Raw genomic sequence first — 13,209 nt, 5'->3', positions numbered from 1 at the left:
TCCCGACCCTATCGTGGCGGAAAATGCCTGATGCCATGGACGTGATGCATGCGGTGGTTTGTTCTCTGTGCTTTACTTCTGCCTCTCTCGTGGACACATCCGTCGAACGCAGCGTCCAGGCCGGAACAGCGGGGACGGGCTTACGCCAAGGCCCATTGCGCGCGGTGCCATGCCATCGGCACGACCGGGGAAAGCCCATTCAAGCCGGCGCCTCCGTTCCGAACGCTGCACCTGCGCTATCCGATCGAAACGCTCGGCGAGGCTCTCGCCGAAGGCATCGTCACCGGGCACCCCGCGATGCCACAATTCGAACTTGCACCGACGCAGATCAACGATCTGCTGTCGTATCTGAAGACGCTGGAATAGGTTCTTAGCCAGAGGCGAGATCTACAGCGCCTGGACGGTCCACGTCAGGAGCGACTTGGCAACTCGGCCAAATGCCTGGTCGAAGGCAGTGACTGCAATCGCAGGATCGAGGCGATCAACAGGTTGGCTTTCGTCAAACAGCCGCGACGCGATGATTTTTCCGCTCTTGTCGACAAGGCGAGCCGACAGCCCGATCTCCACGACCGCTGTCGGATCCGTATTGATCCGGAAGCGGCGGACATCCACAAGCAATTGGACATCAGGCTGTCCGAGATCCGCTGTCCGCAGCGGAGCGTGGGCAATGTCATAATTCTCAAACGCGTCGATCAGGCGAGCCTGCAGCAGTTTCGGGATGCTGTCTGCCCATAGGGCGTCACCAAATCCCGGATAATCCTTCGCCGGCGAGAACAATATCCGCTGCGTCTGCAGCATCGCCACGGCCGTCGGCTCTGGGATGGCGAGTTGTCCCTTGATGGTCTTGGCGATCGGGCCGAAATCGCGCGGCGCTCGAAGGTCATAGGTCACCTTCTGTGCCGGAGCGCCACCACCGGTCATCTTCTCGAGTCCAGAAACGATACTGTCCAACTTGCCGGTGTTCCGCGCCAGCCCGTCTGAGAATGTCCGGAGATTGGCAATCGTGTCCTTGAGCGGCCCGGCATTCTCGGCAAGGACAGCGTCGACGCGCCGCAAGGCGTCACGCGCCGCCTGCGTCATGCTTTGTCCGGCGCCGGGCTCTGCGATCAAGATCGAGACCGGCCCTGATGTCGCAGTTGACGAGCCACCTTCCAGTGCGATGACCGGCACCCCCGTCAGCCCCTGGAATTCCAGACCCACCTTGGTGTCGGACCGCACCGGCACGCTCGTCGCAACCGAAATCGTCGCATTGACCCGACGTGGATTGTCCGGCGCCAGGACCAGGTCGGTCACTTCGCCAACACGAATTCCGTTGAAAAGAACGGCAGCCCCGACCAGAAGACCGGGAACTGAACCCTCGAACTGCACGTGATAGCTTGTGCGTGGCCCAAGTCCTCCCGTGTTGTTGAGCCAGTACACAAAACCAAAGATCGCGACGATCGCCGCCAGCACGAAGCCGCCGATTACAGCGAATGGCGCACGCGTTTCCATCTTCAACTCACTTTCGGTTGCAGCATCTGGGATCGCTTACCGTGAAAGTAGGCTTTGACCCAGGGATGTTCTGATCGAAGCAGATCGCTCATCGGACCGATCGCAACGATCTTGCCGTCCGCCAGGGCGGCGACACGGTCGCAGACCGAATTGAGGCTGGCCAGATCATGCGTCACCATGAACACGGTCAGCCCCAGCGTCTGCTGGAGAGTCTTGATCAGCGCATCGAAATCACCAGCTGAGATTGGATCGAGGCCAGAGGTCGGCTCATCGAGAAACACGATCGCAGGGTCGAGTGCGAGAGCCCGCGCCAGCGCGGCCCGCTTGGTCATTCCGCCCGACAACTCAGCGGGAAACTTGTCGCCGTCCTCGGCGCGAAGGCCGACCATCTCGAGCTTGGCGATCGCGATCTCGTCCATCAGAGTCTGCGACATCTGCAGGTTTTCGCGCAGCGGAAACTGGACATTCTGCATGACCGTCAGCGATGAAAACAGCGCGCCCTGCTGAAACAGGATTCCCCACCGCGTCGCCGCATTCTGTGTGGCGCGCTCTGCCGCGCCGCCGAGCGGCACCCCCATCACCTCGATGCTGCCGCTGCGCCGTGGAATGAGGCCAATGATCGTGCGCATCAGGACCGATTTCCCGCCGCCCGACGCCCCGACGAGCCCCAGAATTTCACCACGGCGAACATTCAAGGACAATTCGTTCAGAACGATTTGTCGACCGAACCCGACGACAAGATTGGTGACGCGGATCGCGTTCGTCTCTTGCAGATGTTCCATTGCTACAATCCAATGGACGCAAAGAAGACGGCGAACAATCCATCGAGGACGATGACCAGAAATATGGATTTCACCACGGATGTCGTCGTTTGTTGACCTAGCGATTCGGCACTGCCCTTGACTCGCAGGCCCTCGCTGCAGGCGACAATGCCGATGACGAGAGCCATGAACGGCGCCTTCCACATCCCGACCTCGAAATGCGTGACGGAGACCGCGTCATGCAGGCGAGCGATGAAGATGGCCGGTCCCATGCCACCGTAAAGCTGGGCGACCAAGCCTCCGCCATAGAGCGCAGCCATTGAGCCAATGAAGGCCAGGATGGGCAGGGTCAAAATCAATGCCACGATACGCGGCAGTATCAGGACCTCCACCGGATCAAGCCCCATCGTCACCAGAGCATCGATCTCCTCGCGCATCTTCATCGATCCGAGCTCTGCGGTGTAAGCACTACCTGATCGCCCCGCCACCATGATGGCCACGATCAGGACGCCGAGTTCGCGCAGCACGAGAATTCCAACCATGTCGACGACATAGGATTCTGCGCCGAAGCGACGAAAATGAAAGATCCCCTGCTGTGCAATAATAGCGCCGATCAGAAAGGTGATCAGCACCACGATCGGAATGGCCTGCCAGCCGATACGGTACATCTGATAGACAAGCGAGGTCACGCGCAGCGACCGCGGCCGCGCCAGCGTCCGGACCAAAGCCAATGACAACGCCGCCAGCATGTCGAGGAACACCGTGACGTCCCGCGCAGCCCCGAGCGTCGAACGACCGAGATCCGTGAGCTTGGCCACTATCGGGTTCTGCCGCGGTGGCGGCGCAATATCGCGCCGGTTGACCTGCCGGACCTCCTCGACGAGACCTACGTAATTCTCAGCAACCCCGGTCATCTCGACACGGCGGCCGCCGGCGGCAGCACTCCGGCTGAGCTTTTCCAGTAGCCAGACGCCGACCGTATCGATCTCGCTGACGGCACCAAGATCGAGCTTCACGGCCTTGGCGTTGCCGACTTTGCCGCTCGCAGACCTCGTCAGGTTCTCGAGCTCGGTCACGTTGAGGGACACCCAGGATCCGCTGGGACGAAGCTCAAGCAGTTCTCCGGTCGCCTCGGCGGCCAATCCTGGATGGGCGCGCAACTCGATATCTCCTTCACTCGGCAGGCCCGGGGTACCCCCGTTCCTTAGATCTCACCAATCAGCCGCGCTTGATCTGCGTCAACCCCGTCTGACGGCATCGATTGAGCGAAATCAAGCCCCCTGCCGCCTCCCGTTTTACAGTTAATCCAACCATAGGACAAAGCATGGCTGACGCATCCACCAGACATGAGCTGGCTGCACTGACCCGCGAACTTCGCGAGCTATTGAGCCAGATCGAGAATAAGGACTCCGGCCAGTCCCGGCGCGCCTCGATGATGGCGCCGATCGCTGCAATGAGCGCCGCTCTGGGCAGAGATCTTGGCGATGCTGAGCTTCGTGTCGAACAGCTGATCCGCAGCCGTCCCGTCACGGCCGCCGTGTCGGCCTTCGCGATCGGCATCGCTGTCGGCCTGCTATTGAGGAGAACGTAAGTGGATACAGAGAATGTCGCCAAACACCTTCGTCTTCTCTGGCGCACCGACCGGGTGATCGCCGATATCAGGCTTCGACACCTGCTCGTCGGCTTCGGGCTGCGAGCCCTCGCAGCACTGATTGCCTGCTTCGGCCTCTTGATGTTCGAATTGGCGGCTTATCTTGCATTGGTCCAGATCACGTCTGCGGTCGTCGCAGCCGCGGTTCTCGGCACCTGCAACGTCGTTCTTGCGGCACTCCTGCTGATGCTGGCCGGCCGGGAGCCCGCGGGCCGCGAATTGGAGCTCGCCAACGAGATGCATGCCTCGTCGATGGACGCGCTGCAAGCGGAGGCGAGATCGCTGCAATCCTACCTGTCGGGCCTCATCAACCATCCGCTCAACAGCTTGGTTCCGCTGCTGATCATCCCCTTGGCCACGATGATCATCAAGACACTCCGCTCGCACGACGTCTCCGAGACCGAAGCCACGAGCCCATCCGCCGACACGCCTCCCAGCTGAATCGGCCTTCGCAGCAAGAGTTTATGCCTACAGCCTGAGCTTGACGTTGCAGAGGTCACGCTCGGTCGGGTCCGTCTTGACCTCGAACCCGAGATTGCGACACATCTCCAGCATGACGATATTCTCCTGCAGGACATCGCCAGAGATCATCTTGAGATCTTCCGCCTTGGCGTATTCGATGATCAGCTGCATCAAGGCCCAGCCGAGTCCTCTGCCCTTGAGATCCGAACGCAGCAGAATGGCATACTCACCGCTTTCGTAGACCGAATCGGAATGAATTCTCACCACGCCGACGAGCTCATTGGTCGTTTCGTCCAGAGCAACAAAGGCCATTGCCCGTGAGTAGTCGAGCTGCGTCAAACGCGCGATGAACTCATGGGTGAACTCCTTCATGGGCGCGAAGAAGCGAAGGCGGAGATCCTCCGCGGTGACATGCTTGAGGAATTCATGAATGGTCGGCTCGTCCTCGGGTCTGATCGGACGCGCAAAGATGCGCCAGCCGTCTTTCACCTGGAGGTGCCGCTCCCACTGACTCGGGTATGGGCGAACGGCAAAGTTCGATGGCCCTGAGCCCTTGAATTTCGGCGGCACCCGTCCGACAGCAACGCGCGCATCGACCGCCAGGACCCCGCTCTCGTCTGCCAACAACGGGTTGATATCGAGTTCGCGAATCTCGGGAACATCCGCCGCGAGCTGCGCCAGCTTGACGAGGACCAGCGCGACGGCGTCCGGCTTGACGGCCGGAACATCACGATAAGCGCGCAGCAATCGCGAGACGCGCGTGCGCTCGATCAAGTTGCGGGCAAGATGGAGATCCAGCGGAGGAAGACTGAGCGCCTTGTCGTTGATGATCTCGACTGCAGTGCCGCCCCGGCCAAACACGATCACGGTCCCGAAGGTCGGATCGTCGGCGATGCCCATGATCAGCTCCCGTGCCTTGGCACGCACGACCATGGCTTGCACGATCACTCCGGAAATGCGTGCATCTGGGCGAACAGCCTTCGCGCGGGCCATGATCTCAATTGCCGCGTTACGGACCGCCTCGGCGGTGGTCAGATTGAGGACGACACCTCCGACATCAGATTTGTGGACGATGTCGCGCGACAGAATCTTGAGCACGACAGTCGCGCCCTGCGCAAACAGCTGGTTGGCATAAGCGACCGCTTCGTCAACCGTCGACGCCGCATAGGTCGGCACCATCGCGATGTCATAGGCCTCCAGAAGTCGGCTGATTTCCACGGGATCAAGCCAGCTCCGCCCGTCGGCGAGGGCTGTCTCGACAATGTTGCGGGCGGCCTCGACATTGGGCGAAAAAGAACTCGGCATCGCCGGGGGCACCGCGGCCAGCGACTCGACCACCTCCCGATGGCGCACAAGGTGCATGAAGCCCCGAACGGCGTCGTCCTCCGTGGGATAGTTCGGAATTCCTGCACCGCTCAAGGTCTCGATGACTTGCTGCTCCGCGCCGACCCAAGCGGCAAGGACCGGCTTGGCCCAACGCCTGTGCTGCTTACGGTAGGCATTGACGAATTCCGTGACGGCAATTGCTATGTCGCTTGCTGACGCAATCGCCGTCTGAACGTTCATCACAAGGACCGCGTCATTGGCTTGGTCCGCGAGCAGCGCCTCAAGCGAGGTCGTATAACGGGCCGCGTCTGCGTCTCCGACAATGTCGACCGGGTTCGACGCAGACCAGGTTGGCGGAAGGACGGCCTGCAGCCTGTCACGAACCGCTGGCGACAGGGTTGCTGGAACTCCTCCGAGCTCGACCAGCCGATCCACCGCGAGCACACCAATTCCGCCACCATTGGTGAGAATTGCGAGCCTTTTACCCGTCGGCGACTCGACCCGCCCCAACGTCTCCGCACAGTCGAACAGTTCGCGGAGATCCGACACACGCAGCACGCCGGCGCGGCGAAACGCCGCGTCATAGACCGCATCGGCCCCCGCCAGCGCTCCCGTATGTGTTGCGGCAGCTCTTGCGCCAACCGCACCACGGCCGGACTTCACGACGACAACCGGCTTGACCCGGGCCGCCCCGCGCGCCGCCGACATGAACTTCCGAGCATCCTTGACAGCTTCGATGTACAGCAGGATCGCTCGGGTTCCACCGTCAAGCGCGAAATGATCGAGAAGATCGGCAAGATCGACGTCCAGCTGGTCGCCAATCGAGACAATTCCCGAAAATCCGACGCCACGCTGCGCAGCCCAATCCACCATTCCTGCGGCAATGGCGCCGGATTGGGAAATCAGGGCCAAGCTGCCCGCCACTGGCATATGCGCCGAGAAGCTGGCGTTGAGCTTGATTGCGGGCATCATGATGCCGAGGCAGTTCGGTCCGATCAGGCGCATGCCGTAGCGCTGTGCAGCCTTTTCGGCCTGGTCGGCGAGCGAGCCCGGACCATGACCAAGCCCCGACGTGATGATCAGCGCGCCAGCCGCTCCCAAAGCGCCGGCACCATCGATCAGGTCAGGAATCGACGGGGGCGGCGTGGTGATCACCACAAGTTCAGGAACGAATGGCAGCTCGCCAAGGCTGCCGACGGACCCGATCCCGGCGATGTCACGGTATCGGGAATTGACCAGACCGAGCTTGCCCTCGAACCCTGCCTTCATGATGTTGTCGAGAATAGCCCTCCCGACAGAGTTCGGCCGCGGGCTTCCGCCCACCAGAGCGATGGAGCGTGGCAACAGCAGGTTCCGCAGGCGATAGGTCGACATTTCGATATCCAATAAGGAGGCGACGAGAGCCGTTCGTAGCCAGGTCCGTCTTACCAATCGGCATCTTAGTTTCAATCCGCCGCCGGTCTAGCGTGACTTATGATCCCAGACGGGGAATGAGCGTGACGCTGCTCAAGCCCCATGCTCGACGGCGACTTGATAAGCGACCCAAGCCGCTTAGAACCTTGACAGACATCAAGCCGTGGCGAGTTGTCTTGGCTTATGGGTCGAAGGCAAATTGGTCCAGGAGGCGCAAGGTGCACGCGATGGTGCTGCAATCGCCTGGAGCCCCTCTCCGGCATGAATGTCTGTCGGATCCCGAGCCGGGTCTCGGAGAAATTCGCGTCCGTGTCAGCGCCTGCGGAGTCTGCCGAACCGACCTGCATCTCTGCGATGGCGAGCTCCCCAGCATTCCTTATCCGATCATTCCCGGGCACGAGATTGTTGGTCGCGTTGACCGAATCGGTCGTGGGGTGACAACCCACCGGTTGGGCGAGCGGGTCGGAATTCCGTGGCTGGGGCATACCTGCGGCCGCTGCCCCTTCTGCAGCCGCGGAATGGAAAATCTCTGCGACGAGCCTTCTTTCACCGGCTATACGCGCAATGGCGGTTATGCGACCCACGCCATCGCCGACGCAAATTATGCCTTTCCGCTCGATGGACTGAGCGATGACGTCGCGACCGCGCCCCTGCTGTGCGCCGGTCTTATCGGCTGGCGGTCACTGGTCATGGCGGGTGACGCAGAACGGCTCGGAATCTACGGGTTTGGAGCTGCGGGTCACATCATTGCCCAGGTCGCCCGCTGGCAGGGTCGCCAGATCTATGCCTTCACCCGCGAACATGACCGGCCCGCACAAGATCTGGCCCGCCAACTTGGCGCAGTATGGGCTGCAGGTGCAGACCAGCGTCCAGACGTCGATCTGGACGCTGCCATCATCTACGCCCCTGCCGGCGAGCTCGTTCCGGCCGCTTTGCGGGCTGTCCGCAAAGGCGGCCGGGTTGTCTGCGCCGGCATTCATATGAGCGACATTCCGAGCTTCCCTTATTCGCTTCTGTGGGGAGAACGCCGGGTGATGTCCGTCGCCAATCTGACGCGGCAGGATGGTGTCGATTTTCTACGGGTGGCCCAGGAGGCTGACATCCGCACGCATACGACGGCCTACTCCTTGTCCGAAGCAAACACTGTTCTGGCCCGCTTGAGGCAAGGCGACATCGTGGGTGCGGCCGTCCTCGTCCCGGACTTTTGAATCGAATTCAATCGGTACCGGCCCATGACCTCATCATCCGATCAGGACCACGTACTCACATTCCTGGGCGATCCACGACGACATCCAGAGGTCCGCCGCATCGATACGCATGCCGCGTCCGTCTTTCTGTTCGGGCAGCGCGCCCTGAAGATCAAGCGCGCGATCCGGCTGCCCTTTCTCGACTATTCGACTCTTGCACAACGCAAGGCGGCTTGTGTGAAGGAGCTGGAGATCAATCAGCCGTTTGCGCCGGACATCTACCTGCGCGTGGTCGCCATCACCAGGACGCCGGATGGATCGATCGAACTCGATGGAACCGGTACACCGATCGAGTATGCCGTGGAGATGCGTCGCTTCGATGACAGCCAGACCCTCGATCATCTTGCCGCCCGACGTCGTCTGGATGGCGATCTCGCCCGACTCCTGGCCATGACGATCGGCAAATCCCACACTGTCGCGCCTCAGGTCACATCGAGCGCGTGGGTGGAGCAGTTCCCGCATTGGATCGACGCGTTCATCACCAGCTTTCGAGCCAGCACGCGTTTCGATGAGCCTGACGTCGAGGAACTCAGAACCCGCTGCCAATCGGCTTTCTCGCGTCTGCGGCCATTGCTCGAGCAGCGTGCGGCGGCCGGTCATGTTCGACGCTGCCACGGCGATCTTCACCTGGCCAACATCGTCCTCATCGGCGACAAGCCCGTGCTGTTCGACGCCATCGAATTCGATGACCGGATCGCGACGATCGACGTGCTCTACGATCTCGCTTTCCCGCTGATGGACCTGCTGCACTTCGAGCAGCCGGTCGCGGCCAATCAACTCCTGAACCATTATCTATCGACCGCGGCATGCGAGCAGGCCGGGGGCTTGGCCGCGTTGCCGCTCTTCATGGCGATGCGCGCAGCGATCCGCGCTCAAGTCTTTCTAGCGAAACTCGATCGTGACGATGCCAGTCACGCTGACCATGAGCGATCGAACACGTTGGAGACCGCAAAAAGCTACTTCAAGTTGGCTTGCCGGCTGATACAGCCGGCGCCAGCAATGATGATCGCCGTCGGCGGGCTCTCCGGCACCGGGAAATCCGCGCTGGCGCGGGCGCTAGCCCCTCGCCTGCCCCCTCCACCGGGAGCAATCGTCCTCCGCAGCGACGTGCTACGCAAACGGCTGTTCGGTGTCGACGAGACAGATCGGCTCCCCGGCGACGCCTACACGCCTGATGCCAGCTCACGCGTCTATCAAGAGCTGGCGCGGCAAGCCCTCCAGGTGCTCGCACAGGGCTTCACCGTGATCGTCGACGCCGTGTTTGCACGCCGGCATGAACGCCAGGAAGTCGAGACTCTTGCACAGCGATCAGACGTGCCTTTCGTGGGGCTCTTCCTTGTTGCAGACCTCCCTATCCGACTGGAACGGATTCGCGCGCGGGTCGGAGATGCGTCCGACGCGACGGCCAGCGTCGCCCGAGAGCAGGAAAGCTATGATCTGGGTACCCTGGAATGGCTGCAGGTGGATGCGTCAAGCACGCTGCAGACGACACTCGAGCGAGCGCTGTCGATGCTGCAGCGCTACATTCCAAATTCAAACTGAAGCTTCGATGCGGTGGCCGCGATGCAGACATCGCACCCCAATCCAATTGTCGTGAGAGGCATGATCTCGCGAGAACTATGTCGCCTGTCAGCCGCGCCACGCTCGGCTGGCGGCTTTTGAGCGGACCACAGACGCCTCTCTTGTCAGGTATGCACGTAATCACCTGGCGCGTCGGGGAGATCGCTCGCGCCTTCGGTGCCGAGCTGCGGCGGCTCGCGCAGTGTCCCTGACTGTTGCTTCAGCCATTCGATCCAGGTTGGCCACCACGATCCTTCGACCCGCGGAGCAATGCTCAGCCATTCGTCCGGCCCGAGATAAGGCGCATCGGCAGCCTTGGTTCGCACCTGATGCGAGTGCCCCTGCTCATCCGTCGGCGCCACGATGCCGGCATTGTGCCCGCCGCTTGCAAGCACAAAAGTCACGTCGGCATCGACCTCATAGTGGATCTTGTATGTCGACTTCCATGGCGCCACGTGGTCGCGCAAGGTTCCGACAACAAACATCGGCTTGTGGATGTCCGACAGCGAGACCGGCTTTCCTTCGACCCGATACCGCCCCTCTGCGAGATCGTTATTCAGGAACAGCCTGCGCAAATATTCGGAGTGCATCCGATAAGGTAGCCGCGTCGCATCGGCGTTCCACGCCATCAGGTCGCTCGGACTGGCCCGCTCGCCGAGCAGGTAATCGCGCGAGACGCGCGACCAGATCAGATCGTTGGACCGCAACAGCTGAAACGCCCCCGCCATCTGGGTCGTGTCGAGATACCCACGCTCCCACATCATGTCTTCGAGAAACGCGACCTGGCTTTCATTGATGAAGAGCGTCAACTCTCCCGCTTCGGTAAAATCGGTCTGGGCCGCAAACAATGTGATCGTCTTCAGACGATCATCGCCATCCCGGGCCATGGCCGCTGCCGTGATCGAGAGCAGCGTTCCGCCAAGACAATAGCCTGTGGCATGAACCTGCGTATTCGGCACGATCCTTCCGATCGTGTCCAGGGCGGACATCACGCCCAGGGATCGGTAATCGTCGAAGGCAAGGTCGCGGTCCGCTGCCCCCGGATTTCGCCAGGAGATCATGAATACGGTGAAGCCCTGGTCCGTCAGATATCTGACCAGCGAATTATGCGCAGACAGATCCAGGATATAATACTTCATGATCCAGGCTGGCACGACCAGGACCGGCTCCGGCCGGACTTTCTCGGTGGTCGGCGCGTACTGGATCAACTCCATCAAGCGATTGCGAAGCACCACCTTGCCCGGCCGGGTCGCGACCGTCCTGCCGACGACGAACTCGGCATTGCCGGGTGGTCGCCCCGGGTGTAGCACCTGCATGAGATCGGCAAGCCAATTCTGCCAGCCGAACACCAGGTTTTCTCCGCCGCTCTGGAATGTCTTCTCGATGACCTCAGGATTGGTCGCCGCGAAGTTCGAGGGTGCGAACATGTCCAGCAGCTGACGCAGCGAGAAATCAACGACGGCTTCGTTGGCAGGATCCACGCCGCGAATGCCGGTCGTCGCCTTATGCCACCAATCCTCTCCCAGCAGGAAGCTCTGGGCCAACAGGTTGAACGGCTGCATCGCCCATTGCGGCTTGGAAAAGCGATGATCGTTGGGCTGAGGCTTGATCAGGTCCCAAGGCGAGCGATTGGGGTCGGCAAGATGCAGCGACCGCTCGGCGAGCTGCCTCGCCATCTGCCAAGCATTGTGAACATTCTCCATCTGGCGCTGCGGGGCGGCGGCCAGATGGCACGCCCAATCCAGATAGGCCATCGACAAGGCGGCGGGAGAGATTCCTGCGGTCATCCGCGCCAGAACGGCGCTGAACGCCTTGTCCAGCTCATGATCCTCGCGGCGAAACGCGTCGGAATCTTCGTCCTCTTGACGGAGAGGCAGTGTTCCGCCCGTTGCCGCAAGCGCCGTTGCCGACGCTTTTGTTGTCACGGCAACGGCCGGACCGCTCTCGGCGTTTCCTTCCCGTCGCCGCGGATCAGGACGCGACGCCCCCACAGTCTTCAGTTTCGCCACCGTTGCCCCACAAGATTCACACTGGCATCAATCAGGCGCTGCCCGTGCTTGAAGAGCCGGTCGCAGTCCCTCCTGACAAACTCGACTTGATGCCGGCCACATTCCTGCATCATCGTCTGGATTCCCTTGACGGAATGCACGCCGGCCAGTTTCGATACGAATTCAGCGAACAGATGCGTTTCTGTCCGCGCGCGATCCAGCGCCTCATTGCTGGCGAAGAGAATCTCTTCCAACATGATCTGCTGGGAGCCGATGAGCAGCTCAAGAGCGTGCTTATTGGACAGCGCGACGCGTTCGGACAATTCGGCCGTTTCGTCGGCCATAGCATTCACGCCGGGGAGTTCAGACATCGGCCGTCTCCTCTCGCTGGATCAGTGGATCTTCATAGCCCAGGTCCAGGTTGAGGCCTTGAGCTGCATCAATGAATCCGCGAGCTTCGCCTTTGACCTGGGTCAATTCAGGGATCTGACAGCGGACTACCCTCCATCAGCTTTTGACATCGGAGTCCGCCATGCGCGCCCATCAGATCATGACCCGTCCGGTCATCACCGTCACGCCTGACACCTCAATCGTTGAGGCCGCCAACATCATGCTCCAGCGCCATGTCAGCGGCCTGCCGGTGGTCGACGCCAGCGGCAAGCTCATCGGGGTCGTCTCTGAAGGCGACTTCATCCGCCGAACGGAAATCGGCACCGGACGGAAACGCGGGCGCTGGTTGCGCTTCATTCTCGGACCCGGAAAATCGGCCGCCGATTTCGTCCACGAACATGGACGCAAGGTGTCGGAGGTGATGACCAAATCGCCTCTGACCATTACGGAAGACGCCGCACTGGCCGAAATCGTGGAGATCATGGAAAAAAACCATGTGAAACGGCTCCCCGTGGTCAAGGGCGACCAGGTGGTCGGCATCGTGTCACGGGCAAATCTGCTGCAGGCCGTCGCAACGCTTGGGCGCCAGGTCCCGGACCCGACGGCGGATGACGATCACATCCGCAACCGCGTCATCGACAACCTCGAAAAGAACGATTGGTGCCCGTTCGGCCTGTCTGTCATCGTCAAGGACGGCATCGTTCATTTGAGTGGTGTCATCACCGAGGAACGTTCGCGGCAGGCGGCAATCGTGGCCACTGAGAACGTCGCCGGCGTCAAGAAGGTTCACGATCATCTGTGCTGGGTCGACACCATGTCAGGCATGTACCTCAACTCGCCGGAAGACGAGGAGATGGCCAAGGCCAGCTGATCGATCTGACCGGCCTCGGCCAACTCGACCCGCCATCACCGCGACTGAA

General features: G+C 61.2%; 12 protein-coding genes. 6 read left to right on the top strand and 6 right to left on the bottom strand.

The genetic code is table 11. The annotated features are described in order from the left end of the window. The first annotated feature begins 48 nt into the window (after positions 1 to 48). On the top strand, positions 49 to 366 hold the full coding sequence (locus HL671_RS26050) for a c-type cytochrome (RefSeq protein ID WP_012045658.1): 318 nt from the start codon (positions 49 to 51) through the stop codon (positions 364 to 366). A gap of 21 nt (positions 367 to 387) precedes the next feature. Here the strand turns inward: HL671_RS26050 and HL671_RS26045 are convergent, their stop codons facing one another. From HL671_RS26045 to HL671_RS26035, 3 genes are read right to left on the bottom strand one after another with little or no spacing between them, the layout of a single operon-like run. Next, positions 388 to 1,491: an ABC-type transport auxiliary lipoprotein family protein gene (locus tag HL671_RS26045; protein WP_012045659.1), complete on the bottom strand. Its 1,104-nt coding sequence runs from the start codon at positions 1,489 to 1,491 to the stop codon at positions 388 to 390. A 2-nt stretch (positions 1,492 to 1,493) separates the two neighbouring features. After that, positions 1,494 to 2,273, bottom strand: coding sequence for an ABC transporter ATP-binding protein (locus HL671_RS26040; protein ID WP_172240008.1), 780 nt, complete (start codon positions 2,271 to 2,273; stop codon positions 1,494 to 1,496). A 2-nt stretch (positions 2,274 to 2,275) separates the two neighbouring features. Beyond that, entirely contained in the window at positions 2,276 to 3,412 is a 1,137-nt protein-coding gene (locus tag HL671_RS26035) for an ABC transporter permease (protein ID WP_172240005.1), read from the bottom strand. Positions 3,413 to 3,513: 101 nt separating this feature from the next. On the opposite strand from HL671_RS26035, the gene HL671_RS26030 reads away from it, so the two are divergent. Next, on the top strand, positions 3,514 to 3,843 hold the full coding sequence (locus HL671_RS26030; protein WP_246579531.1) for a hypothetical protein: 330 nt from the start codon (positions 3,514 to 3,516) through the stop codon (positions 3,841 to 3,843). Further along, complete coding sequence (locus tag HL671_RS26025; RefSeq protein WP_012045663.1) at positions 3,844 to 4,344, top strand: hypothetical protein; 501 nt, start codon at positions 3,844 to 3,846, stop codon at positions 4,342 to 4,344. It abuts the gene before it with no gap. 27 nt (positions 4,345 to 4,371) lie between these two features. On the opposite strand, the gene HL671_RS26020 is transcribed toward HL671_RS26025, so the two are convergent. Continuing rightward, positions 4,372 to 7,065, bottom strand: coding sequence for a bifunctional acetate--CoA ligase family protein/GNAT family N-acetyltransferase (locus HL671_RS26020; protein ID WP_172240003.1), 2,694 nt, complete (start codon positions 7,063 to 7,065; stop codon positions 4,372 to 4,374). Between the two features lie 257 nt (positions 7,066 to 7,322). On the opposite strand from HL671_RS26020, the gene HL671_RS26015 reads away from it, so the two are divergent. Together HL671_RS26015 and HL671_RS26010 are read left to right on the top strand one after the other, a co-directional pair. Beyond that, on the top strand, positions 7,323 to 8,312 hold the full coding sequence (locus HL671_RS26015) for a zinc-dependent alcohol dehydrogenase family protein (RefSeq protein ID WP_172240000.1): 990 nt from the start codon (positions 7,323 to 7,325) through the stop codon (positions 8,310 to 8,312). A gap of 24 nt (positions 8,313 to 8,336) precedes the next feature. Beyond that, a complete protein-coding gene (locus HL671_RS26010; RefSeq protein WP_172239997.1) occupies positions 8,337 to 9,893 on the top strand; it encodes a bifunctional aminoglycoside phosphotransferase/ATP-binding protein in 1,557 nt (518 codons plus the stop codon). Positions 9,894 to 10,036: 143 nt separating this feature from the next. Here HL671_RS26010 and HL671_RS26005 read toward each other — a convergent pair whose 3' ends face one another. Then, entirely contained in the window at positions 10,037 to 11,698 is a 1,662-nt protein-coding gene (locus tag HL671_RS26005) for a PHA/PHB synthase family protein (RefSeq protein ID WP_246579532.1), read from the bottom strand. A 209-nt stretch (positions 11,699 to 11,907) separates the two neighbouring features. Then, entirely contained in the window at positions 11,908 to 12,270 is a 363-nt protein-coding gene (locus HL671_RS26000; RefSeq protein WP_012045668.1) for a hypothetical protein, read from the bottom strand. Between the two features lie 161 nt (positions 12,271 to 12,431). On the opposite strand from HL671_RS26000, the gene HL671_RS25995 reads away from it, so the two are divergent. Further along, complete coding sequence (locus tag HL671_RS25995; RefSeq protein WP_012045669.1) at positions 12,432 to 13,160, top strand: CBS domain-containing protein; 729 nt, start codon at positions 12,432 to 12,434, stop codon at positions 13,158 to 13,160. The last annotated feature ends 49 nt before the right edge of the window (positions 13,161 to 13,209 follow it).

This window comes from Bradyrhizobium denitrificans, assembly GCF_013179005.1.
In the GTDB taxonomy this organism is placed as follows: Bacteria; Pseudomonadota; Alphaproteobacteria; order Rhizobiales; family Xanthobacteraceae; genus Bradyrhizobium; species Bradyrhizobium denitrificans.
This window is presented reverse-complemented; position numbering and strand designations above follow the sequence as displayed.

Excerpts from the sequence above, each read along its gene's own strand:
- HL671_RS25995 (WP_012045669.1), top strand. The coding sequence starts at position 12,432 with ATGCGCGCCCATCAGATCATGACCCGTCCGGTCATCACCGTCACGCCT.
- HL671_RS26045 (WP_012045659.1), bottom strand. The coding sequence starts at position 1,491 with ATGGAAACGCGTGCGCCATTCGCTGTAATCGGCGGCTTCGTGCTGGCG.
- HL671_RS26000 (WP_012045668.1), bottom strand. The coding sequence starts at position 12,270 with ATGTCTGAACTCCCCGGCGTGAATGCTATGGCCGACGAAACGGCCGAA.
- HL671_RS26010 (WP_172239997.1), top strand. The coding sequence starts at position 8,337 with ATGACCTCATCATCCGATCAGGACCACGTACTCACATTCCTGGGCGAT.
- HL671_RS26050 (WP_012045658.1), top strand. The coding sequence starts at position 49 with ATGCGGTGGTTTGTTCTCTGTGCTTTACTTCTGCCTCTCTCGTGGACA.
- HL671_RS26020 (WP_172240003.1), bottom strand. The coding sequence starts at position 7,065 with ATGTCGACCTATCGCCTGCGGAACCTGCTGTTGCCACGCTCCATCGCT.
- HL671_RS26040 (WP_172240008.1), bottom strand. The coding sequence starts at position 2,273 with ATGGAACATCTGCAAGAGACGAACGCGATCCGCGTCACCAATCTTGTC.
- HL671_RS26005 (WP_246579532.1), bottom strand. The coding sequence starts at position 11,698 with ATGACCGCAGGAATCTCTCCCGCCGCCTTGTCGATGGCCTATCTGGAT.